Below are 25,202 nucleotides of genomic sequence, written 5' to 3' on the forward strand. Positions count from 1 at the left end.
AATATAGTTACTAAAAACCGGAATTATAGTTATTTGAACGATTTTTACAATATACAAGTCTCCGCGAAATGTTAATTTTATGGAGACCTCTATAAAAATCTTGTCCAAAATATAGAGTTTTGCACCACGAAGCAGACGTACCAATTACCTTAAACAAAATTACTTCTCATTTGCTGGTATCTGTTGGGTAGCATGTTGTTTTTCCAGATTTTTATACTGTTTTACGCTAAAAAATATGGAGCATAGATAAACAATGCCAAGAGTTGAGATGAATATCCAAGGCTCTATTATAAAGAAAACCAACATGAAGCTGAAAAATATCATGAATTTAGGAATCCACTCATGACTTATTTTTATGTTTTTACCAGAAAAAGTCGGTATCCGGCTTGCCATTAGGGTAGCTATAATGACCATGTAGCCGATAGTCACAAAATGTGGCATTATAAAATAGCGGTCTGTTTGAATATGTAATATTACTGGGATTAAGCATAATATCCCACCAGCGGGTGAGGGCATACCGACGAAAAACTCTTTTTCCCATTTTTGCTTATCATAATTGAACAGATCAGTGTTAAATCTAGCCAATCTTAAAGCGACGCACACCGAGAAGAATAGAACAACCGCCCATCCGATTCCTTTTACCTCATTTAATTGCCACATATAGACGACTAGAGCGGGCGCGACCCCAAAGCATAAAAAATCAGATAGTGAATCAAGCTGCGCGCCAAAATCACTGGTAGCTCCCAGCATACGGGCGATTCTGCCATCCATTCCGTCAATAATAGCAGCGGCTATTATAAACATTACCGATATTTCAAAACGTCCAAGCATGGCAAAACGTATAGCGGAAAGACCACAGCACATACCGCCTATAGTTATCATATTAGGAAACAGGCGGGAAATTGGCTGTTTCCCGTTTAGTAATCTTCTCCTTAAGCGTTCCTCACGCCTTCTGCTATATTTCATCTATATATAAACACTATATTATTTATGAATTATTTATGAACTAATGTTTTGTGCCGATACGGTTGGACTCATTGCTTTTTATATCAGCGATTATAGTTTCACCACCAACCATACGCTGTCCAATCATAACCATCGGCATAACGTCAGGCGGCAGATAAACATCAACACGGCTGCCAAAACGGATTATTCCGAACTGCTCACCAGTTTTGACCGGCTGGTTCTCAATTAAGTCACAAACTATTCTTCTCGCGACTAACCCAGCTATCTGCACAACACCGATACTCGCGTCATCAGGAGTAGTTATCTTTATAATCTGACGTTCATTTTCCTCGCTGGCTTTATCTAAAGAGGCGTTTAAGAATTTACCGGGTTCATAATGTAATTTGCTGATGCTACCAGCGATCGGGATACGGTTTACGTGAACATCAAACACATTTAGAAATATGCTTACTCTGGTATGTTCATCCTCTCCTAACTCTAGCTCGGCAGGAGGAATCACCTTACTTATGGTTTGGACTATGCCATCAGCCGGACTAATAATAAGTCCTTCACGTATCGGAGAGATTCTGTTTGGATTACGGAAAAAATACACACACCAGAAAAGTAGTATAAAACCTATCCAGCCAAGAAAAGAAGAAATCAGAGCTAGTACCACGAATACAGCAAAAAATATCGCGATAAACGGCCATCCGGTCGGATGGATAGGAACAAATACGCTCTTTATTGTCTCCAGCAAGTGGTTATCCTGTGACTGCATCTTAATCTCCAATTTGTATTAAATCTATCTGGTAGGAACTATATATTATCTGTGATTCTTTGTCTAGGAAGTTAGGCATGGTTGTTATTGATAATTTTTGTAAAAAATATCAAGCAGACAGCTTTAGAAAGAGCGGTCATTATCACAGTAAACCTGTTCCAAAACTACAGATTAACTCATAAGGTTACTATTTTGCAGTAGACTTTGCTTTCGCCGGATCTTTTGGAACAATAGGAACAGCTATACTATTTTGATCAATATATGAGTCCATAGGTGTCACTACATTATTCGCGGCATTGCTCACAGGTTCATGTATACTATCCACCACACCGCCTACACCACTAGATGCTTATTACTCTTATTTGCCACTACTTGTGCGCTTTGTGGCAGCGCAGGAGCTTGTATTTGTTTTTCTGGATCCACGTCGTGATCGCTAGTTTCCGATCTTTTGGCTTTTTTTTCATTTATCTGGTTCTGTAAATCCAAACCGGCTTTAATTACCTCATCAGTAACGTTCAGTCCTTTGGTTAGCTGCTTGAGGTCATCTTTAGAACGGATTTTATGCCCATTTTTATTTAACTCAGAGATAGTTGTTGTCATCTCTTTTTTAGTTAGTGTTCCATCACCATCTATATCAAAGATAGCTCTGTTTGCAGCTTGCATGCTGGCAGAAATTAGCGGTTCGGCATTTTCAGCGATAATGTCCATAGATTCCTTAGGAACAGTTATGTTTAATTTGCCTTCGATTAGTTCACCCATCATTGCAGTACCCTTATCTATCATATCAGGCCTTATAACCCCTGCTTTAACAAGATTTTCCCGATTAACTTTTCCCTTTATGTGGGCTGACATTTGATCCACTAGCTCTTCATCAATGTTACTAGGAAGTTCTCTTGATATACTGCTCGCATGATGTGGATCAAGAACACCATTTCCGTCCGGATCTATAGCAGCTTTAATAAATGCTGTGATTTTTGAGGTAGTGGACCCTAAATGGGCTTCTAAATCACCCATCGCGGATTGAATTTTTTCTCTTTCTGGATCTGTTAGAGAATTAAGATATCCTTTTACCCCATTAGTGTTAGCCGATTGTTGAGTTTTGTCATTCATGTCGGGCTCCTGACTGTGTATTGATATAAATTAACTAATATAATCCTAGCAGTTGATCAAGAAAGTCTCAATTATAGTTTTATGAAGTTTTTATTACGGCAATGTTACGAGGTTGTAATCTGCTTACCCCATATATTCAGGCAACCAACCTTCATTTACTTTTTTTAATTCACTGATTTTTATAGAGTCTTTATCAATAGTCAGTTCACTAACTTGTGTTTTTCCAATAATTGAGATTTCTACGCCATTATCTTTCGCTAGTTTTACTATAGCGTCAGTTTGCTTAGTTGTCGCGGTTACAACATAACGTGCTTGATCCTCACCAAACCAGAACGCCGCGTCACCGCTTATTGTTATATCAGCGCCAATATCTTTTCTAAAACTCATCTCAGCTATAGCGACTAACAGACCACCATCAGACACATCATGGCAAGAAGTCACTTTGCCGGAGCTAATTAGCGAGCGGACGAAATCCCCATTTTTCTTTTCAATCTCAAGATTTACAGCCGGAGGCAAACCTTCTTCCTTACCTATTATCTCACGCAGATATAAGGAAGCTCCGAGATGACCCTTAGTATTTCCTATAACAAGAATATCCTCACCCTCTGATATAAAGCTATTACTTACTCGTTTGCTCATATCTTCCAAAATACCAACCCCACCAATCGCCGGAGTAGGAAGTATCCCAACGCCACTAGTCTCATTATATAGCGAGACATTGCCGGAAACAATCGGGTAATCAAGCTTAAGACAAGCCTCCTTCATCCCTTGCAGGCAGCCAACTATCTGTCCCATGATTTCTGGTTTCTCAGGATTGCCGAAATTAAGACAGTTGGTAATAGCTAGTGGTCTTGCGCCAACAGATGTTAAATTGCGCCAGCTTTCAGCGACCGCTTGCTTGCCACCTTCTACCGGATCAGCGTAACAATAACGAGGTGTGCAGTCAGTGGTTATCGCAAGAGCTTTGCCCGTGCCATGTACCCGAACTACCGCCGCGTCACCACCGGAAGAGGCGACAGTGTCATTACGCACTTGTGAGTCATATTGCTCGTAAATCCAGCGTTTGCTGGCAAGGTCAGGTTCGCTTATCAAAGTAAGCAAATTAGGCATTAGGCTGGAGGCATCAGGCATTAAGGACTTCCACTCCTGCCTATTGCCTTCTGCCTGTTGCCTTATCTCATACGGTCGGTCATAAATCGGAGCGTCAGTAGAAACCGGCGCTATAGGCATATCAGCGACGGTTTCGCCGTGCATTTTAAGTATCAGATTTCCAGTATCAGTAATTTTACCGATGGTGGCAAAAGACAGCTCCCATTTCTCAAATACTGCCCTTGCTATATGCTCTTTCTCTGGTTTTATAACCATAAGCATTCTTTCTTGTGATTCAGAGAGCATAATCTCATATGGAGTCATTCCAGCCTCACGCATTGGAACTTTATCTAGCTCCAGCTCAATGCCAGTTCCACCTTTTCCCGCCATCTCAAGTGAGGAGGAGGTAAGACCAGCCGCCCCCATATCCTGAATAGCGAGGATAGTGTCAGTTTTCATTAGCTCAAGGCAGGCTTCTATCAGCAGTTTTTCAGTGAATGGGTCACCAACTTGAACGGTCGGGCGTTTTTCCTCTGATTTGTCGTCAAACTCAGCCGATGCCATAGTCGCGCCGTGAATGCCATCACGTCCGGTTTTGCTGCCGACATATACTACTGAATTACCAACCCCAGCGGCGGCGGAATAAAATATCTTGTCTTTATCGGCGATTCCAACTGTCATCGCGTTTACCAGTATATTACCATTATACGATGAGTGGAAATTACATTCACCGCCAACAGTTGGCACACCTACACAATTACCATAGCTGCCAATACCATCCACCACTCCAGAAAGTAGATGTTTGGTCTTGGGGTGGGAAGGGTCGCCAAAGCGTAGGGCGTTCATATTGGCTATCGGACGCGCGCCCATAGTAAATACGTCGCGCAATATACCACCAACACCAGTTGCCGCACCCTGAAAAGGCTCAATATATGATGGGTGGTTATGCGATTCCATTTTGAAAATCGCCGCTTGAGAGTCGCCTATGTCAACAACCCCAGCATTCTCACCAGGACCACATATCACCCATGAGGCTTCAGTTGGCATCTCCTTTAGCCATTTACGAGTAGTTTTATATGAGCAATGCTCGCTCCACATAACCGAGAAAATACCAAGCTCTACCATGTTTGGCTCTCGGTTCATTATCCGTAGGATATTTTTATATTCACCCTCACTAAGACCATGTTGTTTTACTATCTCCGGTGTGATTTCACCGGTATCATTTTTAACTGCTGATTCTCGCATTTATAATCCTTTTACTGCCTCCAGCACTTTTTCAGCGTGTCCAGCTACTTTTACTTTACGCCATATCTGGCGGATAATTCCTTTTTTATCAATAAGAAAAGTGGAGCGTTCTATCCCCATATAGGTTTTTCCATAATTTTTTTTCTCTTTCCACACGCCATAATCCTGTATTGTCTTGATTCCCTCATCGGAAGCAAGCGGGAAAGCTATATCATATTTTTCCTGAAATTTATCGTGTTTTTCCACGCTATCTTTGGATACGCCAATTATTATAGTATCCAGTTTCTCAAATTCCTTAATCAAACTCGTAAAATCTTTAGCCTCAGTGGTGCATCCCGGTGTGTCATCTTTCGGGTAAAAATATAACACTATGTTTTTACCAGATAATTCATTAAGTTTTATATCACTGCCACCATTTATAGGCATATCAAAGGCAGGAGCTTTATTGCCTTCTGTAAGTTCTGTCATACTACTATTTTTTATGTTTTCTGCTGTATTTGTCGCCATTATTATCTCCTTTTTGCTAAATTACCTTATTACTCAAAGATAGTCTTGTAATAGCTATAAATGTTTTTTTCAACTTCTTGTAGCTTTTTACTCAGTTTTTCAAAATTATCGGAGTTTGTAGTATCCACTAATATCTTTTTAAGCCCTTCTGGAGCGTCATTAGAAACAAAATTATTTCCACAGCAAAGCCTTATCATATTAAGAAGTTGCTTGAGAAAATAATATGAATCTATTAGAGTGTCAGACTCCTTACCAATAAAACCTTCCTGTTTTAGAATAGTGAAAAATTCAATAGAGTTTCCTGACTTAACGGTAAGGAGGTCGCTAGCGTATTTAAGCATTAAATATTGAGCGATAAAATCAACATCAATAAGCCCGCCTCTCGCGTATTTTATATCCCATACGCTGGTAGCGCTATGCTCTTTTTCTATCTTTTCACGCATATCAGCGACATCATATTTAAGACGTTCTATATCACGTTTCTTTTTGATTTGACTGTCAATAAAGCCATTAAGCTCAGTAAGTAACGATTCATCACCAGCGATAGCTCTGGCTTTAGTAAACGCCATATACTCAAAAGTCCACGCTGATTGGTCAAAATACTGCTCAAGCGCTGCTTTGCTTACCGCAAGAGGCCCTTGATTTCCTGATGGTCTAAGCCTTGTATCTACCTCATAAAGCCTACCATCTCTACTTTGGCTTGTAAGGGAGCTGATAATTCTTTGTGAAAGCCTGTTATAATATACACTGGCGGTAAATCCTTTTTGTCCGTTTGATAGCTCTTCTGTATCATCAACATCATAGATAAAAATAAGATCAACATCAGATAAAAAAGTCATCTCACGACTTCCTAGTTTACCGAGAGCTATTATAGCGAAACGGTTGCCACTTATAGTACCATAAGTTTTTTTGAACTCGCTTGTCACCTCCACAACTATACGGTTAATTATTATTTCAGCGAGATATGTAAGAAACTCTCCACTATGTTTCGCGTTTATCATACCTTTAAGCAGTTGTACTCCAGCCTGAAATTGCTTTTCATGGTAAAATTTACGCAAACGCCCCATTATCTGTTCAAAATCATAGGAAGGTAGATTCTTAGGAGGGAGTAAAACTTTGTCTAGCTGTTTTTCAAGTATATCCACATTTGGAAGACCATCGTAAAAATCCTCATAAATTACCGCTTCCAACAGATCAGGATTCTTGCTTAGACTTTCGGCGAGAGTTGGTGCGCTTCCCATAATATCCGCTATTAATCCCAGCAGGTGTGGATTGAGTTTGAATAACGAGAAAAGTTGTATGGTCGCTGGAAGTTTTTGGAGAAAATAATTAAAATTCATAAAGGCGGTGTCCGGACTTATAGTCTTCGCCAAACATTCAAGCAGTTCTGGAATAATCTCGGTAAGTAACTCTCTTGCTCGTTTAGTACGAGTAGCCCTGCTTGAACCATGATGCCATTTCATTATGGTCTCAGATACCAGTTCAGGATTGCTGTATCCCATTCTAGTTAGTGTTCGCAGTGTATCAGGGTTGTGTTCTTCGCCAGTAAATATTAGGTTGCCATTACTGCTTAACTCTTTTTCGCTGTTAAACGATGACAGGTAAATTTCATGAACGTTACTTAGTTGAGTAACTAATTGTCGCTCAAAATCACCTATATTATCATAGCCATTAAAAGTAGCTATATTAAGTAGCTCGTTATCGTTTTCTGGCACGCTATGGGTTTGTTCGTCATTCACCATTTGCAAGCGATGTTCAACCATGCGTAAGAATTGATAAGCTTTATTCAAAATTTTTTCCTGCTCTGTGCTGATAAGTCCCATTTCCGTAAGACACCTTAGTGTATCACAGGTTTTTCTTATCCTAAGTTCTGGTTCTCTTCCTCCCCAAATAAGTTGGTATATTTGCGCTAGGAACTCTATCTCTCTTATACCGCCAGTACCAAGTTTTACATTGTGACCTCTTATATCAAGGCTTTTTATTTGTTGCTTATCTATTTGTCGTTTTATGGAATGTATATCATTTATCGCCGCGAAATCGAGATTCCGTCGCCACATAAATGGGGTAAGACTCTTAAGAAAATCCTCACCAGCTTTTATATCACCAGCAATCGCGCGCGCCTTTATCATCGCCGCTCTTTCCCAATTCTGACCAACACTCTCGTAATAATGGTAAGCAGCGTCTATTGTTATTACCGGCGGGGTTGAGTAGGGGTCAGGTCGTAGTCTTAAATCTGTTCTGAAAACATAACCAAGTTCAGTCCTATCTTGCATTACAGAAACCAGATCATGAGCCAAGCGATTCATAAAATGCTGTTCAGTATTACGACCTTTATAACCAATTTTTTCGGGAGTAAAAAATAGTATTAAATCTATGTCGCTGGAGTAGTTAAGCTCGTATGCTCCAAGTTTTCCCATAGCGAGAACTATGACGCCGCTATCTCGCGCTATATCTCTAAGCCTGTTCTTTCCATTCTTAAATAATTCATAAAAATTATTATTATATATTTTCTCCTGTTTGCATCCTTCAAAAAGAAGGTGATTAATGGTAATATTAAGGCATTTTTCAGCGAATATTGATAATGACTCGGTTATTTTCTCCAGACTCCATATACCGGATATATCAGCAAGGGCGACCGTAAGAGCGATTTTTCTTTTAGCTACGCGTAATTCTTTTTTTAGAGTAACTATGTCAATTGGCGCGACCATCAACTCACTAATACTCTCTATTATAGATTCGTATAAGTAATCTACTCCTCTATGTCTTATATCTTCAAGGATTTCAGGATATGCCATAATTAAACGCGCCAAAAACGGAGAGTGAGCGTTCGCTACTGACTCAGCGTTTTTAATTTTATCCTGATTATTATTGATTTCCATTTGCTTATTTTACATTTAATATGGCATTTATTATAGCGGTCTCTAAAAAATGTCAATTTTGCAGATACCGCTATCAAAAACTTATCCGAAAGATAAGGTTTTGCGCTGCAAAGTAGGCGTGCTAATTAATAAAGATATAGGAAGATCCAGTTTCATAGAGCTTCCTATGACATAATGGTAAACTATAACAATAGGCGTAATAATATTGCAAAACAAAATATTAAGATTTTTACTTGGAGCCTTACTTGGTCTTACGGTTTGGCTGCTTATAGTTTTTAATTTTTTGCTTATATGGGTGGCAACCGGTCCTCGTTCTTTTGACATGCTTACACCTTATATAGAAGACGCGCTTTCCGCTACCGATGGCAGCTACAAGGTAAAAATTGGCAAAACTCACCTCATATGGGACGGTTGGCGACATCCGGTGGATATACGCCTTAGCAGTGTAGCTCTTCTCACCGAAAATGATCAGTTATTTACCACACTGCCTGAAGTATCTGTTGATTTAAGTGTTCCTTATTTGGCTATTGGTAGAGTTATTCCAAAATCTCTTACGATTTCCGCTCCTTTTATGAATCTTATAAGAAATGATAAGAGAAATTTTGATTTTAGTTTTAGTGATAATAAATCAATACAAAGCACTGATTCTAACAACCAACAAAATTCTGAGTCTATGTCTTTCTCTAAGATTTTTAAGTCATTTTTTTCGGGGGATAGTGCGGACCAGTTTCATATGCTGCGCAAAGTAATTATTTACGACGCTGGACTTAGGATTGGAAACAGCAGAACCCAGTCTTTTTTTGACGCTAGAAACTGTAATATGATATTGATACGCGATAAAGACGGTAAGGTAAGGATAAATGGCAACGCTAATATTCGTTATGGCGATTATGATTCCAATATTTACGCTGAACTGGATATAGCTAATAGTAGCTCTCAAATAAAAGGAAAATTTTCTTTTTCTAAGCTGATGCCAAATATACTTGGGGAAATGTTTTTTGATAGTTTGGACGTGCGGGCTTTTGCCGTTCCGGTAAGTGGTAACGCCAATATCTCACTTGATATGGATGGTAATATAAAATCAGCTAAATTGTCTCTTGATGGCGGAAAGGGAAGTATAAAATCGGAGAATTTTATATCTGAGATACCGGTCAATTCTATAAAGTTAGACGCTGATTTTACCGAGAATCTAAGCAGAATGAACGTAAATGAACTAAAGACGGATATATCAGGAGCTAATTTTTCTGCTGATGGCTTTATAATTCTTGATCACGATAAAAACGAAAATAATGACAAGGAGGCTGATTCTATAGCGATAAAGCTTGATATTGAGGCGAAAGACATTCCCGCAAAGAATGTTAAGTTGTTATGGCCACCATCACTATCTCCAATGTCAAGAGAATGGATAACCGAGAATATGACTGGTGGTAAAATAACCAGCGCGAAAGTTTCTCTCAATATAAAAAAGGGGGAAATGGAAGAGCAAGAGCTAGCGAAGGATTCCATAGACGCTAATATTAGCATAAAGGATTTTAATGTACGTTACCTGCCGGAACATCCGAAATTAAGAAAGGTAAGAGGTGATGTCCATGTGGATGGTAAAACTCTTACCGCTGATATAAAATCCGCCAATTTTCTTGATAAAACTATATTAAGTGACGGTAAAGTTACGATAGATGACCTGAATGCTGATAATCCATATATAAAAGTAAGTCTTAACGCTCAGTCACCATCTGATGATATGGTTTATTTTTTATCGCTCCCACGCCTTAAACACTCAAAACGACTCGGTCTTGATAAAAGGTCACAAGGTAGCGTTAAAGGTTACGCTGAAATAGGATTTAATTTTTTCTCTCCCAAAGGTGTAAAAGCTGAAGACGCGATTTCTTACGACATAACAGCTGATTTATTTGATATTTCACAGCCAGAATTTCTGCGTAAATTTGATATAGAAAATGCCAATGGGAAAATGGCGGTTAATAATGATGGGGTTGAATTCTCAGGTGCCGCCAGCGTAAATGGAGCCAAGGTAAAAAAAGGTAAGGTCAAATATCTTTTCGCGACTGACAAAAGTGGAGTTGATACTTTTTTGGATTTTACCGGTGGTATAGAAAAGAAATACCTAACTCGTTTTGGTTATCCCGACTTTCCTTTCATTAGCGGTTATATAGGGATAGACGCGAAAATGCGTCTTGGTAAAGATATTGAGAATACAGAAGCATCGCTTGATCTTAAAAGAGCGAATCTTGATCTAAAAGATATTGGTCTTAAAAAGCCCTTATCAATTCCTGCCACTCTTAAGCTTAAAGCGAAAAAACAGAAAAATGATCTAAATGTTGAGTATTTTAATCTTAAAAGCCGAGATATAGATGCTAAAGGAACAGCGATTCTTGCCGGAAAATCAAAATTACTAGCGGAAGTAAAAACTAGTAAGCTTGTTTATGGGAAAAATATAATCTCAAAGCTTGATTATAAAAATCGTAATGGAATGATGTATATAGATGTGACCGCTGATAGTGTGGATTTTATACCTTTTTTAGGTGGTGATGAGGTATCTGAGAAAAAATCCATCAATAAATTAAATAAACCAAATAGCGCTAAAAAATATATCGTTGAGGATAGTGGCGGGTTTTCATTTATGAATTTTCCGGCGATGCGGGTTAGAGCTAATATTAAGAAATTTATTTTATGGGATGGTCGCTTCCTAGAGAATCTTAAAGGCTATCTAAACTGCGATAAAACAATATGCACTGAGGCAAACTTTAAGGGAATGAGTGGTGAAAGTAAACCATTTACTTTTAACATATTCAAGGACAGTAAAGGTAAAAGAAGTCTCGCTATACGCTCTGAAGACGCTGGTTCGTTACTATATGTCTTAAATATCATTGATAGCATGAAAGGAGGGAAGCTCTTTGTAGACGCTAAATATCAGGAAAATGGTAAGAATAGCATATTGGATGGTAGGTTGTATATTAGTGATTATGTGGTAAAAGACGCGCCGATACTTGGTAAGGTTTTATCACTGGCATCTCTTAGTGGACTCATTGATACATTGAGTGGTAAAGGTATTATTTTTAAGAAGGTCAATATGCCGTTTATATTGCATAATGACATTATTTCCATTAAGGACGCAAAAACTTATGGTTCGTCACTTGGTATAACCATAAATGGTACGATAACATTTCCCGCTAAAGAGCTAGATATAAAAGGAGTTATAGTGCCATCATACTCTACTAATAACTTGATTGGAAAAATCCCTCTTCTTGGTAGTCTTTTGGTTGGTAAAGAAGGAGAGGGGGTATTTGCCGCTCGCTATAATATTAAAGGCAAGGAAAAAGACGCGAATATTAGCGTTAATCCACTGTCAATTCTAGCACCCGGATTCTTACGCAGATTATTTGATATTTTTGATTGATGAAGAGTGTTTAGTGACCAATTATTATGATTTAGGAACATGGCATGATGATATTATCAAGAGTTACAAAAAAAAGTGTGGGAAGTATACAATTTATGCTTCTACTTATCGTTTTTTGGATGGTATTCGCTAACTATACATTTTTTAAGCATCTGATCAATGATTACCCGATAAGTGATGTTCATAACGCTTTTTTTGTTATATCGCTACTTGTTGGTTTTGGCGGAACGGCCATGATTGTTCTGTCTCTTGTATGTTATCGCTATACTACGAAGCCAATAATTACATTGCTGCTTTTTTCTACCGCTTTTGCCGCTTATTTCATGGATAGCTATAATGTATTTATAGATCATGATATGATCGGTAATGTGATAAATTCCGATACTAGAGAAATGAATGATTTGCTTAGTGTTCGGTTATTTATGTACATCTTTTTTCTTGGAATACTACCATCGCTATTAGTCTATAAATTAAGTATAAAATTTGATAACTTGAAAAAAGAGTTGCTTAAGCGTGCTAAGCTTGTTTCAGGAATAATAGTTACTCTTGGAGTTATGTTTTTCTTTACCAGTGCTTCTGTAACATCATTCTTTAGGGAGTATACAGTAAGATTCTATTTTAATCCTAGCGGGTATGTTTTTGCTGTTGCGGATTATGGCTATCGCTATCTTCGTGGAGGAAAAAAGAAATTAGTAATGATAGCGAAAGATGCTGCTATACCGAAAGATGATGAGGATAGAGAACTCATCATAATGGTGGTTGGGGAAACGGCACGTGCTGATCATTTTTCTCTAAATGGTTATAGTAGAGATACCAATCCATTACTTGAGAAAGAAAAATTAGTAAGTTTTTCCAATTTCACTAGCTGTGGTACTTCTACATTGGTTTCAGTTCCTTGTATGTTCTCGGTATATGAGGATAGTAACTATGATGGTAGAACAATAAAATATACAGAAAACGCTCTTGATATATTAAAAAACGCTGGAGTTAACGTTTTGTGGCTTGATAATAACTCTAGCTCTAAAGGAGTAGCTAACCGGATTGCCTATAAAGACTTACGAGACCCATCAGTAAATCCAGTGTGTGATGTTGAGTGTCGTGATGTCGGAATGCTCGCCGGTCTTCAGGAATATATAGATTCTCATCCAAAAGGGGATATTATGATAGTTCTTCATCAGATGGGCAATCATGGTCCTGCCTATTACCGGCGTTACCCTAAGGAATTCGCCAAATTTAAGCCGGAATGTAAAACTAACGAATTGTCAGATTGTACTAAGGATGAGATAATAAACGCTTATGATAACGCTGTTTTATATACAGATTATTTTCTTGCTAAAACCATAGAGCTTCTAAAAAATAATGATAATAAATTTGAGACTATGATGTTTTACGTAAGCGATCATGGAGAATCGTTAGGTGATAATGGGATTTACCTTCATGGGATGCCTAATATTATAGCTCCTAAGGAACAGCGGCATGTTCCGGCTATAATTTGGATCGGCAAGAATTTTGATGAGATAAATTATGATTCTCTTAGAAAAATGCAGGACTATCCTTTATCACATAATAATATTTTTCACACATTGCTTGGTTTGATGGAAATAGATAGCAAAATATATGATCCTAGTAAGGATATTTTTCATAATAAATCATAATAATTATACTGTTTTAGTGATATAATATGCGTTATATGGTTAACTGTAATATTTATCAATATAGTTATAATCAGGATAATTAATGGATTATTTTTCATATAAAGATACAGTATATCATGCTGAGGATGTAGCGATACCAAAAATAGCGGATGCTGTGGACACCCCTTTTTATTGTTACTCATCAGCGACCATAGAGCGCCATTACAAGGTGTTTTCATCAGCGTTTGGCGATATGGACGCTAAAATATGTTTTGCGGTCAAAGCCAATGATAATCTAGCGGTACTAGCTACTATGGCAAAAATGGGAGCGTGGGCGGATGTCGTATCGGCTGGTGAGATAAGACGAGCTATGAAAGCGGGTATCAAAGCGGATAACATAGTTTTTTCCGGCGTTGGTAAAACTCGGGAGGAAATGTTTTACGCTCTTGAGCAGGGCATATATCAGTTCAACGTTGAATCAGAGCCAGAACTCAGATTACTTAATGAGGTGGCGCTTGAAATAGGTAAAAAAGCCCCAGTTGCCATGCGGATAAATCCCGATGTTGACCCAAAAACCCATGCCAAAATCTCAACAGGTCAAAAAGAGAGCAAGTTTGGTGTGGCGATGTCGCATGCGCATGACATTTATCGTCTCGCTGATTCCCTAGCGGGTATAGTTATTCAGGGAGTATCCATACATATTGGCTCGCAACTTACCACTCTTGAACCATTCGCTCAGGCCTTTTCTAAGGTACGTGAGTTCATAACAGAACTTAAAGAGGATGGAATAGCCCTAAAAACTTTGGATCTTGGAGGTGGTCTTGGCATACCTTATGGAAAGGAACAACCGCCACTTCCCGAGTTTTACGCTGATATAGTAAAAGAAAATACTAAAGGACTTAATCTTAGATTATTGTTTGAACCAGGCAGAATTATGGTTGGTAATGCCGGTATTTTGGTCACTAAAGTCCTGTATGTGAAACGTGGCGAAAATCGTATATATGTGATAGTTGACGCGGCGATGAATGATCTTATGCGTCCAGCTCTTTATGACGCTTATCACGAGATTGTGCCGATTGTTCCATCAACCGGAGAAACTCGTACTGAGATGGTGGATGTAGTAGGACCAGTTTGCGAAACCAGCGATATATTCGCTGAGCAAAGACTTATGAAAATTCCCAAAGTTGGTGACTTATTGGCGTTTCGCTCGGCTGGAGCTTATGGAGCGTCAATGGCTGGAACCTATAACTCCCGACCGCTTGTTGCTGAAATTATGGTGAAGGGAGAAAATTTTTCCGTTATACGTCCACGTCAGACCTATGATGAGCTTATAGGTCGGGATATGTTACCAGAATGGTTGGAGAGGAAATAAGGAATTTGAAAATTATCTGTTTCTCTAATTCCTAAGTTTCTCGTTTCTACAGCCTGTCCACTACCGCCTCAATAAAATCTTTCGTACCAACTTTTTTCTTGCTTTTCTTTTTTCGGTAAATATCAACGGTATGGATTCCATCATCAAGTGTTTTAAGCATGGCGTTTTTTATTTTATCTGCTGTTTCAGTATGGCTTATATATTCAAGCATCATTATAGTTGCTTGAATTATTCCACAAGGATTAGCTACATCTTTACCAGCTAGTTCAGGAGCCGCGTCATGCATAGTCTCAAAAATAGCGAAATTCTCATTACTAATAGAAATACCGGAAAGCCAATCTGTATCCTCTAAATTCTTAATTATATTGGAAATTCTCATAGAGCTATTTTCTAGCCCAAACTGCTCAAACAACTTATCGTTTATGGTACGCAGCGTATAGTCAGGAAAATCTGGTATTATTGTTGGTGATTTCAGTAAAATACGGTTTTCTCGTAACCTGTCTAAAGAAGAGGGTAGGATACCATAAGTAGCACCCATATTATATATACGTTTGCCTATCTCAATAGATTCTATGGTAAGCTTGGCATTACTTTCTCTTAGTAATATCAACGCTCCTTCCATTATTTCAGGACCAATTCCATCACCATAAGCCACAGTTATGGTTATATTGTGGATTTCGGTGAATTCTTCTATATTATCCATAAAAACAATATGTTATGCTATTAATATGCTGATGTCGTGTGTTGTAATAAGGCAGAATTAGGCTTTACTGTCAAATAACTTTAACAAATATATTAATGAAAAATTAGGTGAATTATAGTATTTTGATTAAGGATTTATATAAAATATGATAATATAGACAAGTATATTTTGTTACTTGTATTTAGTAAAATGTGCTTTTGAAGGGTGTTTATGACTGTTCCATCTAATATAGTTTATACAAGTTCTGTCGGAGTTTCTGGATTCGATGGTGGTGGGGCAAATATTTCCGGAGCTATAGTATCAGCGCTTCGTGATACGTCTACAGATTTAGGAAATAATAATAAACCTAATTTTTCTGAACAGCTGGAGTTAGTTGTTCGTGAAAATAACAGAGGTTCAGCTTTAATAGTATCAGATGTTGATGGCGATATATCTGTACCAGCGGTGGCGGGTGCTAATGAAATTAATAAGAATGGGCGTGAGGTTTAGTAAGCTATATGTCAAGAGTTCAGATGACCCCTCCTCCAATATCACAAAACGCGATGGCTGATCTTTTATGTACTATAATGATATTATGTCGTGGTAATAGTTCAGATGGAAAACCGTGCTGGGCTTATATGTGCATAAAGCCAAGTATGGCAAAATCATTTAAGGAAGCACGTGATAAAGGTAATCTCAATCTCGAAGAATTTGGTACCATTATAGAGCATGGCGATGGTCAAGAGCCATCAGAAGAAGTAAAACACCGTATGGAAACAGAATACGGTATGAACCATAATTACGAAAACGACCTGCTGCGCGCTATAGAGAATATAGAACAAAAAAACGCTATAGCTTAGTAAAAGCCTATAGAGTCAACCTAAGCTGCTTCCACAGAAACGAATGTTCTATCCTTGTGTTTCTTGCTAAACACTACACGACCTTCTTGAGTAGCGAATATAGTATGGTCAACACCCATACCCACACCAGAGCCGGGATATACCTTAGTGCCACGTTGACGGATTATTATATTACCAGGTATTACCAATTCTCCGCCAAATTTTTTTACACCGAGCCTACGACCCGCCGAGTCGCGACCGTTACGTGAACTACCACCAGCTTTTTTATGTGCCATAACTAACCCTTTGAATATCTATAATACAATTATGCTTTAATATCAGTTATCTTGATTTGTGTTAAATATTGGCGATGACCTTTTTTACGACGATAATTATGGCGACGTTTTTTCTTAAAAACTATGACCTTATCATCACGAAACTGCTTCACAATCTCACCAAGAACCTTAGCTCCATTAAGAATAGGAGAGCCAATCTTATCGCCAGCCATTAGTACGTCATTAATTTCTATCTTGTCACCAGCTTCACCAGAAAGTTTTTCTACAGAAATAACGTCACCATTTGCGACTTTATATTGCTTTCCACCAGTACGAATCACCGCGAACATATATTATTCCTAACTGAACTGAACATAACCCACCTCTGTTAATTACGATAACAGCCTGAATTATATCCAAAAATTATCCTTTATTAAAAAATGAGGACAAAATCTAATAGATAAGACACAAACTGTCAACAAGGATATTGATGAATATGGTGTTTTTCAGATTAATTCTATAAACTATTGGTATAGCAATGCTAGCTGCTATCTTGTTTTGCCCATTTTTCCATAGCGATTAGGACTGGTTTAAGGCTAACTCCAAGTTCTGATAGCGAATATTCTACACGCGGTGGTATTTCACCATAATCATTGCGTATTATCAATCCGTCTTTTTCCATTTCTTTAAGCTGCTTACTCAGGCTGCGATGAGTGATGCCATTCATGCTACGCTGAAGCTGATTAAACCGCATATTTTCTCTTAGTAAATAATATATTATGATTAATTTCCATTTGCCAGCTATTAAAGATAATGTAATTTCAACTGGACAAAAAATATCTTTTTGATTTTCCATATAAAGACCTTATTAAATATTTAATATTATGAAATATATATATTTTACAGTATAATTTTTGTGTGTACTTGTTAAGTGTATCATATATGCTATATTGTAAGCAATATGGTAATTTATAAATTAAGGAGAGTTGCTATGAAAAACAAAGAAATAGTAAGAATAAACCACAATACAGCTAAGCATTGGGTAGGTGATGGTTTTCCAGTAAGCACTATGTTTTCATATCACACGCAAGGTAATGATATAAGCCCATTTTTGCTTCTGGATTATGCGGGACCAGCTGAATTTTTGCCTTCTGATAAGCCACGTGGGGTTGGAATACACCCACATCGTGGTTTTGAGACGGTAACTATTGTTTATCAAGGAGAAGTTGAGCATAAGGATAGTGCTGGTAACTCTGGAAAGATAGCGGTAGGTGACGTGCAATGGATGACAGCGGCAAGTGGTGTTCTCCATGAGGAAATGCATAGTCGTGAATTTACTAAAAAGGGCGGAACTTTAGAGATGGTACAGCTTTGGGTTAATTTACCAGCAAAGCATAAAATGAGCAGCCCGCGTTATCAGGAGATTTTATCAGCTAATATACCAGTCGTGGATTTACCGGACAATGCTGGTTATGTTCGTTTAATAGCTGGAGAATATAACGATACTAAAGGAGCTGCGAAAACGTTTACCCCAATGGAACTATGGGACATACGGTTGAGAGCTGGAAGCAAGGTTAGCCTTAAACTTACAGATGGTTATACCAGCTCACTGCTAGTGCTTTCAGGAGAATTGTCTATAGGCTCTGATAGTTTGACCGCGCGGGAATTGGCGCAGTTCTCAAGAGATGGTGACATTATAGAGCTATCAGCCTCTCAAGATAGTAGTTTGCTGTTAATGGCTGGTGAACCTATAGATGAGCCGATAGCTGGCTATGGACCTTTTGTCATGAATAGTACTGAGGAAATTCAACAGGCAATGGTTGATTATAGCACTGGAAAATTTTAGAAGATTTTAGGCATAATTAAAAAAGTGTGATGCTAGAATCTGCATAATTGCTTTATAAAACAATGCGATATACTGTATTTTTAAAAAAGGATTATAAAAGTGTCTAAAAACGCTGTGTAAAATGCGGTTTGAGCAGCATAAAAAGCAATGGCAAATTGCGTGGTCGTAAACGGTATCGTTGCAACTTGTGCTTACATCAATGGGTTGATAAGCGCGGCAAAAAAACCGACTATAAGCGTTACTATTTAGACTGGCTGCACAAACGCCGAACACTAGCAGAAATTGCTAGCATTCTTGATATTTCCATCCCCAAGCTCACCAAGGAATTTGATGCTCTTGAGTGGGCAGAAGGATTAATTTTTCCTGCCTCAAAAGAAGCGATTAACCTGCTCATGGATGCGTCTTTCTTCGGCAGAGAATATGGCTATTTCTGTGCGCATGATGGCAGCAGAATCATTTATTACCAAGAGATCAAAACCGAATCAGTGAAGCATTTGCGTGAAGCTTTGCATGAGCTTGTGCAGGCAGGATATTGCTTCAAATCAGTGACCATTGATGGGCGCAAAGGGTTTTATGAAAACATCAGAAAAACACTTGGTGGAGTACCAATTCAAATGTGTATTTTCCATCAAAAAGCGATTGTAAGGCGATATACTGGAAATAATCCAAAGCTCCGTCCTGCAAAGGATTTGAAGGAGTTGATGGAAAAATTATGCAATACCGAACCAGAAGATTTTGTGGCTCAATTTTACGCTCTGGCAGAGCAGCACAAAGGATTCCTGAATGCCAAAAAGGGTGGAAGATTTACGCACGGAAGGACGCGTTCTGCATATAATTCCGTGCAAGAAAATCTGCACAGGCTATTTACATACAAGGAATTTCCAGAACAGAATATTCCGCCAACAACCAACCATCTAGAAGGCTTCTTCTCTCACCTCAAGGAAAGAATAAATATCCACCGTGGGTTGAAACTCCATAGAAAGAAAAAAGCTATAAAAGCTTTCCTCAATTCTTTCTAAAAAGCATCACACTTTTTTAATTATGCCAGATTTTAACAGTAAAAACCATATATACATTATAGCCGATTAGCTTTGTTACAAGTTGACCGGCTATATTCGTATGTGGCTAGTGGTTATTAAGTTGATACTAGACTGTCAAAACAGATAAAGGATTCATCAAGGAATAAATAGATGGTTTCTATTAAGTCCTTACGTCTTAAGCAACTAAACTTTTTTCCACGAAGTTTTGCAAGCGGCGAGTAAATGAGGCCGGATCGGTTATTTCCTCGCCCTCTAATATCTTCGCCTGATCCAGCAACAGCCATACTGTATCGTCAATATCCAGTCCGTCTTTTTCCGCCAATCGCTTAATAATTGGATGTTTCGGGTTTATTTCCAGAATTTTGGTAGAGGCGGCGGTAAGTTGTTTCTGTTCCAGCAAGAAACGTTCAAGCCGGAAATCCATGCCACCTTCTTTAGTAGCGAGGCAAACAGCGCTTTGCCCCAGCTTTTTGGTAGTCCTTACCTCACTTACAGCGTCTTTAAGTATATCTTTTATCCGCTCACATAGCTTATCCATAAGCTCTTTTGGCGCTTCTTCCTCTTTGCTGTCATCATCTTTATTGTCTTTTTCGCTTTTGATATTATCAAGATCAATATCAGAACGGGTTATTGATTTGAATTGCTTGCCTTTATAATCCTGTATCACGTTTACCCAGAAATCATCCACATGATCGCTAAGCAACAATACCTCTATCCCGCGTGAGGTAAATCCCTCAAGTTGTGGGCTTTGGCGCATGGAGGCAAGATTCTCACCAGTGAGATAAAAAATATTTTCTTGACCTTCTTTCATTCGTGCCATGTAATCATCCAGCTTTACTAAATCACCATCCTGATTGTCGCTGGAATTAAAACGACATATCTCAAGTATCTGTTCACGTGGACTGTAAGCCTCGCATAGCCCTTCTTTTAACACCGCGCCAAAATTTTTCCAGAATTCCCTATATGATTCTTCATCATTTTCAGACTTTTTCTTCATCTCGGAGAGGAATTTTTTAACTATGGAATCCTTTATTTTGCTAATCAGAGGATTTTGTTGAAGAGTTTGACGGCTAATATTAAGCGGTAAATCCTCAGAATCCACCACCCCACGTAGGAATCTTAGATAAGCCGGTACTAACTCAGCGTTCTCCTCAGTTATAAACACACGTTTAACATATAGCTTTATTCGTGATTTACGGTCGGGATGGAACAGGTCTATCGGTTTAGAGGAGGGGACAAATAGCAGGTTAGTATACTCCAACTTGCCTTCCGCTTTATTATGCAGAACCAGCCAAGGAGAGTCCGGTGAATGTGCCACATGGTGGTAAAACTCATTATATTGTTCTTCGCTTATCTCACTTTTGGAACGAGTCCATAGAGCAGAAGCGGTGTTTATCTGCTCGCGTTCTGCATCTTCGCCAACTATAAAAATCGGAAATGATATATGGTCGGAGTAAGTTTGTACAATATGACGCAGGCGGAAATTATCCAGATAATCATCAGCGCCGTCTTTTATGTGCAGGGTTATACTGGTTCCACGAGGCGCTGTTTCCACCTCACTTATGGTAAATTCCCCACTTCCTTCCGATTGCCAAATATAGCTTTCCTTACTGCCAGCTTTGGTTGAAAGTACACTAACCTTGTCAGCGACCATAAAAGCTGAATAAAAACCAACACCAAACTGTCCGATAAGCGGCATATCTTTCTGTGCGTCACCGGTTAATTTTTCAGCGAATTCCTGAGTGCCGGACTTGGCTATTGTCCCTAGATTATTTATCAGTTCATCTTTGCTCATACCGATTCCATTATCGGTAATTTTTACGGTTTTTTCGTCTTTGTTAAGCTCTATAGTTATTGAAAGCTCTGAACTATCCTCATTAAGTGATGGTTCGGCAACAGCTTGATAGCGTAATTTATCGCAGGCATCAGAGGCGTTTGAGATTAGTTCGCGTAGAAATATGTCTTTATTGGTATAAAGCGAATGAATCATCAGATTCAATACTTTGCTTATTTCAGCATTAAACTTCAGTTTTTCTTCAATTTTTTCAGTCATGACTCTCTCAATTAATTAATTTTGCTAATAGATACCATATATTAATCAAATTATGGAAATATTTGTTATATAATCATAAATATGGTATATATAAATGTAATGTCAAGGTCGGAGCATCCTTCATCTAATCACATATTATATTATTCGCATATTATATATGTTTTATAAAAGAATGAGCTTTATTGGGTAATAAGTAACTAATGGATGGATATGAGTAAGAGTAAGATTATAATAGCGATATTAGTAATTGTGGTCATATCAGGGGCGTATTTCTTGCCGTCAATCTCGGTTGAGATAGTACCAGATCAATTGTTGCTTAAAGTAAAGACTAAACAGGAAGTAGAGGTTACTGTTCCTAAGGAGAAGAAAGACGTTAAAGAGGATAAAGTATCTATTAATGAGGGTACGCAGGGTGATGACAAGGTGAAAGATTCAAAACAAGCTTCTGAAAAAGAGGAATCAGTTGATACAGATAACTCGGAAAACAACGAACAAAATATAGTTGATAATGAAGTTGAGGAAAAAAAGCCATCACTTGATGAGGTGATTTATCGTATCAATCTAGGTAGAACTGCTGATATCTCAATTCTTATAGATAAAGGAATTTCGGTTGATGAGGTAAATGCGTCAGGTGTTCCAATAATAGCGCTTGCTGCTGGTAGGTCTGACAGTGAAAGTCTTGGAATAGTGAAGCTACTGGTAGAAAATGGCGCGGATATAAATAAAGCCGACATACGTGGTCAAAACGCCTTATTTTACGCCGCTAAAGTCGGTAATACAGAAGTTGTAAAATATCTGCTTTCTAAAAAGATAAATTACAACGCTACTGACGCTTCCGGCAATAACGCGCGAACAATTGCCTTTCAAACCGGAAATAATAAGGTAATAGAAGTGCTTGATAATTTTATACAGCAGCAAAATATATTGGCTAAGCAGCAATACGAAAAAATTAATAAGGAAATAAATGAAAAATACAAATCATACAATGAAACCATGACAAAAATCAACGCTAAGAATAAAGCCCTCACTGAAGCTGACCGTCTTAAGCAGATGGTAAAGGATTTTTCTTTCGCTAGTTGTTCAGCGGCTTATTGGCAATTTTGCCGTATATCACGACAAACAACTGAATTTGGAGGGCAGGAACTGATAAACGTTATCAATTCGCAATTCAATAAATCACGTGAACTAGCTGGGGAACTTGAAAGTGAGCATAAGATTGAGTTTCAAGTTATTCAGAATATATCGTCCGCGTCCGAACGTAACATAAGAAACGAACTTTCAAAATATCCTTCCAGTGAAGCCCGTACGGCGGCGGGTGTTGGTAGCAGTGATGACATGAAAATGCGCTGCGCTAAAATGGCCGATGCATGGAACATTAGAAAGCAAGATGATAACCGAGCGAATTCATATATGAATAATATATATAATAGGAATCGTGGATACATGTCGCCTAATAGTGGGTATGGTAGTCAGCAACCATCTCCTTACCAAAATAATAATTATGGTGGTGGAGGTGGTCAGCTATACCAGCAGCAACCAGCACAGCCAATCCAGCCATACGGTATACCCAATCCACAACAGCAATATAGGTAGTTTGCTAATTATGGTGGACATCCCCCGAAAAGATTTGAACCAACTTATCGATTTGTTCAAAGATTGGTCATTGATTTTGAATGCTGGGAAAGATCGTATGGCGGCATAACACTGAAAGAATGCGGCATTATTAAGAGCCGAAGATGGATAGATGTCTCCTCTCAAATATAAAGTTGCTTTTCGATTTTAGAAAAGCTATAATGATTCCAGTGAAACAAAAGGAGTGTCATGAAAGCTATAAAACGTCACTTACAACCTTTAATATTAGAGGCTTTGGAGGCTTTGCCAGTGGTGTATATTAACGGTCCACGGCAAGCTGGCAAAACAACCCTAGTTAAGGAACTGTTGGCACAGGAGTTTAAGGCAAAATTTATCACATTTGATGACACGCTGGAACGCGCTGCCGCTACGCGCAATCCTTTTGGTTATATTCAGGAATCAGGCACACCGTTGATTATTGATGAAGTACAAATGGTGCCAGAATTGTTTCGCCCTTTGAAAAAGTTGGTGGATGAGCAGCGTCAGGACGCATTGCGCGGTGATAGCTCGGCCAATGGTCACTATCTGCTGACCGGCTCGGCGAATCTGATGGCAATTCCCGAACTTGCCGATGCGATGGTTGGGCGCATGGCAACCTTGACTTTATTGCCGCTGAGTGTTGCGGAAGTTATCGGCAAACCATCACATTTTCTGGAGCGGTGCTTTGCAAAAGATTTTAGCGGAATTAAAGCTGAAACCACATCTCTGACCTCAATGATGCGTCAGGCCACTTTTCCTGAACTCACGCAAATGTCTGATAAAATGGCCGGTAGCTGGTTCAAAAACTATATCCAGAAAATCACGCTGGAAGACCCACGCCATATTTATAATCTTGAAAAGGCTGAATATATGCCAGTGTTGTTGCAATCATTGGCAGCGCGTGCAGGAAATCTGATTAATGATGCAAGTATTGGACGTGAAATTGGCATTAATGCTGTGACCACACGCAATTACCGTGGCTTGCTGAACAACACATTTGTCACCAACAGCTTAAGGCCGTGGTATCGCAATATTACAAAGCGCTTGGTTAAATCAGAGAAAATCTATTTCTACGACACCATGTTGCTGTGCCATTTGCTGCAATCAACTCCAGAAAATTTGGCAAGAAGTCAACCACAGCGGTTTGGGCATGTGCTGGAAAACTTTGTTCTGTCGGAATTAACTAAGAGCAACCATGCTGGTGGCGACACTGCCAAAATCAGCTTTTACCGCACTAACGATGGTCGCGAGATTGATTTCGTGCTGGAGCATCAGCACAAGCTGGTGGCTATTGAAGTTAAAAATGCTGAAAACATTACGGATAAGGATTTGGCTGGCATTAAAGAATTGCAGCAAGCAACAAGCAATGACTTCATATGCGGCATAGTGCTTTGCAATACCCCAAGGGTAATTGCGTATGACAAAGATATTTATCTATTGCCATTTAATAGCCTATGGCAATAGCCCGACCGAGTCGAACCACTTAAATACAGGCAATAGAATGAAAAAACTGTTCGCACACTCCCAATCATTTTCTTGTTGTAACTCAATAAGAAAATGGCGAACCAGCCAGAAACAAGAGCCTGCAACGGTTCGAAGGGTGTGATGCAGGGTATCGGGTTAGATGGTGGAGCATAGCGGAGTTGAACCGCTGACCTCTTGCATGCCATGCAAGCGCTCTACCAGCTGAGCTAATGCCCCATTAATAAGTTATAGGCTTGTTTGTCCTTACCAATAAAATAAATGGAATCAGATGTAGGGATAACTTAAAAAATAAAATTGTCAATATGTCATGATATATACACGATAATTATAAGGAATGTGTTTTTAGTTAATTAATTGTCAATCTTTTAAGGATAGTTATTAAGCTCTAAGATTATGT

Annotated in this window: 21 protein-coding genes and 1 tRNA gene; 9 read left to right on the forward strand and 13 right to left on the reverse strand. The window is 38.6% G+C overall.

Annotated features, from left to right (window positions below; all coding sequences use genetic code 11):
* Positions 1 to 159: 159 nt before the first annotated feature.
* The 7 genes from R3D71_03485 to R3D71_03515 form a co-directional block, all read right to left on the reverse strand.
* Complete coding sequence (locus tag R3D71_03485; protein ID MEZ5690714.1) at positions 160 to 966, reverse strand: phosphatidylcholine/phosphatidylserine synthase; 807 nt, start codon at positions 964 to 966, stop codon at positions 160 to 162.
* A gap of 40 nt (positions 967 to 1,006) precedes the next feature.
* Positions 1,007 to 1,723 carry a phosphatidylserine decarboxylase gene (locus R3D71_03490; protein MEZ5690715.1) on the reverse strand — a complete coding sequence of 239 codons (717 nt, stop codon included), beginning with the start codon at positions 1,721 to 1,723 and terminating at the stop codon, positions 1,007 to 1,009.
* A gap of 187 nt (positions 1,724 to 1,910) precedes the next feature.
* Positions 1,911 to 2,051, reverse strand: coding sequence for a hypothetical protein (locus R3D71_03495; protein MEZ5690716.1), 141 nt, complete (start codon positions 2,049 to 2,051; stop codon positions 1,911 to 1,913).
* A gap of 5 nt (positions 2,052 to 2,056) precedes the next feature.
* Positions 2,057 to 2,833, reverse strand: coding sequence for a hypothetical protein (locus R3D71_03500; GenBank protein ID MEZ5690717.1), 777 nt, complete (start codon positions 2,831 to 2,833; stop codon positions 2,057 to 2,059).
* A gap of 123 nt (positions 2,834 to 2,956) precedes the next feature.
* Positions 2,957 to 5,167 carry a phosphoribosylformylglycinamidine synthase subunit PurL gene (purL, locus tag R3D71_03505; GenBank protein ID MEZ5690718.1) on the reverse strand — a complete coding sequence of 737 codons (2,211 nt, stop codon included), beginning with the start codon at positions 5,165 to 5,167 and terminating at the stop codon, positions 2,957 to 2,959.
* The gene (bcp, locus tag R3D71_03510) at positions 5,168 to 5,674 is read right to left on the reverse strand and encodes a thioredoxin-dependent thiol peroxidase (GenBank protein ID MEZ5690719.1); all 507 of its coding nucleotides are present in this window, start codon (positions 5,672 to 5,674) and stop codon (positions 5,168 to 5,170) included.
* 29 nt (positions 5,675 to 5,703) lie between these two features.
* Positions 5,704 to 8,553, reverse strand: a complete 2,850-nt coding sequence (locus R3D71_03515; protein ID MEZ5690720.1) for a bifunctional [glutamine synthetase] adenylyltransferase/[glutamine synthetase]-adenylyl-L-tyrosine phosphorylase — start codon at positions 8,551 to 8,553, stop codon at positions 5,704 to 5,706.
* A gap of 205 nt (positions 8,554 to 8,758) precedes the next feature.
* Here R3D71_03515 and R3D71_03520 point away from each other — a divergent pair, with 205 nt between their 5' ends.
* The 3 genes from R3D71_03520 to lysA all read left to right on the forward strand — a co-directional run bounded on the left by R3D71_03520 (position 8,759) and on the right by lysA (position 14,974).
* On the forward strand, positions 8,759 to 11,968 hold the full coding sequence (locus tag R3D71_03520; GenBank protein MEZ5690721.1) for an AsmA-like C-terminal domain-containing protein: 3,210 nt from the start codon (positions 8,759 to 8,761) through the stop codon (positions 11,966 to 11,968).
* A gap of 47 nt (positions 11,969 to 12,015) precedes the next feature.
* On the forward strand, positions 12,016 to 13,623 hold the full coding sequence (locus tag R3D71_03525; GenBank protein MEZ5690722.1) for a phosphoethanolamine--lipid A transferase: 1,608 nt from the start codon (positions 12,016 to 12,018) through the stop codon (positions 13,621 to 13,623).
* 82 nt (positions 13,624 to 13,705) lie between these two features.
* Entirely contained in the window at positions 13,706 to 14,974 is a 1,269-nt protein-coding gene (lysA, locus tag R3D71_03530) for a diaminopimelate decarboxylase (protein MEZ5690723.1), read from the forward strand.
* A gap of 46 nt (positions 14,975 to 15,020) precedes the next feature.
* Here the strand turns inward: lysA and R3D71_03535 are convergent, their stop codons facing one another.
* Positions 15,021 to 15,677: an isocitrate/isopropylmalate family dehydrogenase gene (locus R3D71_03535; protein ID MEZ5690724.1), complete on the reverse strand. Its 657-nt coding sequence runs from the start codon at positions 15,675 to 15,677 to the stop codon at positions 15,021 to 15,023.
* Positions 15,678 to 15,887: 210 nt separating this feature from the next.
* Between R3D71_03535 and R3D71_03540 the strand changes: the two genes are divergently transcribed.
* Positions 15,888 to 16,166: a hypothetical protein gene (locus R3D71_03540; protein ID MEZ5690725.1), complete on the forward strand. Its 279-nt coding sequence runs from the start codon at positions 15,888 to 15,890 to the stop codon at positions 16,164 to 16,166.
* Positions 16,167 to 16,189: 23 nt separating this feature from the next.
* Positions 16,190 to 16,516 carry a hypothetical protein gene (locus R3D71_03545; GenBank protein MEZ5690726.1) on the forward strand — a complete coding sequence of 109 codons (327 nt, stop codon included), beginning with the start codon at positions 16,190 to 16,192 and terminating at the stop codon, positions 16,514 to 16,516.
* Between the two features lie 20 nt (positions 16,517 to 16,536).
* Here the strand turns inward: R3D71_03545 and rpmA are convergent, their stop codons facing one another.
* From rpmA to R3D71_03560, 3 genes are all read right to left on the reverse strand, one after another.
* Complete coding sequence (rpmA, locus tag R3D71_03550; protein ID MEZ5690727.1) at positions 16,537 to 16,791, reverse strand: 50S ribosomal protein L27; 255 nt, start codon at positions 16,789 to 16,791, stop codon at positions 16,537 to 16,539.
* 29 nt (positions 16,792 to 16,820) lie between these two features.
* Positions 16,821 to 17,120 (reverse strand): 50S ribosomal protein L21, encoded by a 300-nt coding sequence (gene rplU / locus R3D71_03555; GenBank protein MEZ5690728.1) that lies wholly within the window; start codon positions 17,118 to 17,120, stop codon positions 16,821 to 16,823.
* Between the two features lie 191 nt (positions 17,121 to 17,311).
* The gene (locus R3D71_03560; protein MEZ5690729.1) at positions 17,312 to 17,626 is read right to left on the reverse strand and encodes a helix-turn-helix domain-containing protein; all 315 of its coding nucleotides are present in this window, start codon (positions 17,624 to 17,626) and stop codon (positions 17,312 to 17,314) included.
* A gap of 135 nt (positions 17,627 to 17,761) precedes the next feature.
* Here R3D71_03560 and R3D71_03565 point away from each other — a divergent pair, with 135 nt between their 5' ends.
* Complete coding sequence (locus tag R3D71_03565; GenBank protein MEZ5690730.1) at positions 17,762 to 18,616, forward strand: pirin family protein; 855 nt, start codon at positions 17,762 to 17,764, stop codon at positions 18,614 to 18,616.
* Between the two features lie 128 nt (positions 18,617 to 18,744).
* Positions 18,745 to 19,635, forward strand: a complete 891-nt coding sequence (locus R3D71_03570; GenBank protein MEZ5690731.1) for a hypothetical protein — start codon at positions 18,745 to 18,747, stop codon at positions 19,633 to 19,635.
* A gap of 196 nt (positions 19,636 to 19,831) precedes the next feature.
* Here R3D71_03570 and htpG read toward each other — a convergent pair whose 3' ends face one another.
* Positions 19,832 to 21,709: a molecular chaperone HtpG gene (gene htpG / locus R3D71_03575; protein MEZ5690732.1), complete on the reverse strand. Its 1,878-nt coding sequence runs from the start codon at positions 21,707 to 21,709 to the stop codon at positions 19,832 to 19,834.
* Between the two features lie 210 nt (positions 21,710 to 21,919).
* Here htpG and R3D71_03580 point away from each other — a divergent pair, with 210 nt between their 5' ends.
* Together R3D71_03580 and R3D71_03585 are read left to right on the forward strand one after the other, a co-directional pair.
* Complete coding sequence (locus R3D71_03580; protein MEZ5690733.1) at positions 21,920 to 23,302, forward strand: ankyrin repeat domain-containing protein; 1,383 nt, start codon at positions 21,920 to 21,922, stop codon at positions 23,300 to 23,302.
* A gap of 228 nt (positions 23,303 to 23,530) precedes the next feature.
* Positions 23,531 to 24,784 carry an ATP-binding protein gene (locus tag R3D71_03585; GenBank protein MEZ5690734.1) on the forward strand — a complete coding sequence of 418 codons (1,254 nt, stop codon included), beginning with the start codon at positions 23,531 to 23,533 and terminating at the stop codon, positions 24,782 to 24,784.
* 161 nt (positions 24,785 to 24,945) lie between these two features.
* Here R3D71_03585 and R3D71_03590 read toward each other — a convergent pair.
* Positions 24,946 to 25,021 (reverse strand) — tRNA-Ala (locus tag R3D71_03590).
* Between the last annotated feature and the right edge of the window lie 181 nt (positions 25,022 to 25,202).

The organism is Rickettsiales bacterium (assembly GCA_041396965.1).
Classification (GTDB): Bacteria; Pseudomonadota; Alphaproteobacteria; order Rickettsiales; family SXRF01; genus SXRF01.

Bases quoted from the DNA above. Each gene is read 5' to 3' on its own strand.
- R3D71_03485 (MEZ5690714.1), bottom strand. From the start codon at position 966: ATGAAATATAGCAGAAGGCGTGAGGAACGCTTAAGGAGAAGATTACTA.
- R3D71_03490 (MEZ5690715.1), bottom strand. From the start codon at position 1,723: ATGCAGTCACAGGATAACCACTTGCTGGAGACAATAAAGAGCGTATTT.
- R3D71_03500 (MEZ5690717.1), bottom strand. From the start codon at position 2,833: ATGAATGACAAAACTCAACAATCGGCTAACACTAATGGGGTAAAAGGA.
- purL (MEZ5690718.1), bottom strand. From the start codon at position 5,167: ATGCGAGAATCAGCAGTTAAAAATGATACCGGTGAAATCACACCGGAG.
- bcp (MEZ5690719.1), bottom strand. From the start codon at position 5,674: ATGGCGACAAATACAGCAGAAAACATAAAAAATAGTAGTATGACAGAA.
- R3D71_03515 (MEZ5690720.1), bottom strand. From the start codon at position 8,553: ATGGAAATCAATAATAATCAGGATAAAATTAAAAACGCTGAGTCAGTA.
- R3D71_03525 (MEZ5690722.1), top strand. From the start codon at position 12,016: ATGATATTATCAAGAGTTACAAAAAAAAGTGTGGGAAGTATACAATTT.
- lysA (MEZ5690723.1), top strand. From the start codon at position 13,706: ATGGATTATTTTTCATATAAAGATACAGTATATCATGCTGAGGATGTA.
- R3D71_03535 (MEZ5690724.1), bottom strand. From the start codon at position 15,677: ATGGATAATATAGAAGAATTCACCGAAATCCACAATATAACCATAACT.
- R3D71_03540 (MEZ5690725.1), top strand. From the start codon at position 15,888: ATGACTGTTCCATCTAATATAGTTTATACAAGTTCTGTCGGAGTTTCT.
- R3D71_03545 (MEZ5690726.1), top strand. From the start codon at position 16,190: ATGACCCCTCCTCCAATATCACAAAACGCGATGGCTGATCTTTTATGT.
- rpmA (MEZ5690727.1), bottom strand. From the start codon at position 16,791: ATGGCACATAAAAAAGCTGGTGGTAGTTCACGTAACGGTCGCGACTCG.
- rplU (MEZ5690728.1), bottom strand. From the start codon at position 17,120: ATGTTCGCGGTGATTCGTACTGGTGGAAAGCAATATAAAGTCGCAAAT.
- R3D71_03560 (MEZ5690729.1), bottom strand. From the start codon at position 17,626: ATGGAAAATCAAAAAGATATTTTTTGTCCAGTTGAAATTACATTATCT.
- R3D71_03565 (MEZ5690730.1), top strand. From the start codon at position 17,762: ATGAAAAACAAAGAAATAGTAAGAATAAACCACAATACAGCTAAGCAT.
- htpG (MEZ5690732.1), bottom strand. From the start codon at position 21,709: ATGACTGAAAAAATTGAAGAAAAACTGAAGTTTAATGCTGAAATAAGC.
- R3D71_03580 (MEZ5690733.1), top strand. From the start codon at position 21,920: ATGAGTAAGAGTAAGATTATAATAGCGATATTAGTAATTGTGGTCATA.
- R3D71_03585 (MEZ5690734.1), top strand. From the start codon at position 23,531: ATGAAAGCTATAAAACGTCACTTACAACCTTTAATATTAGAGGCTTTG.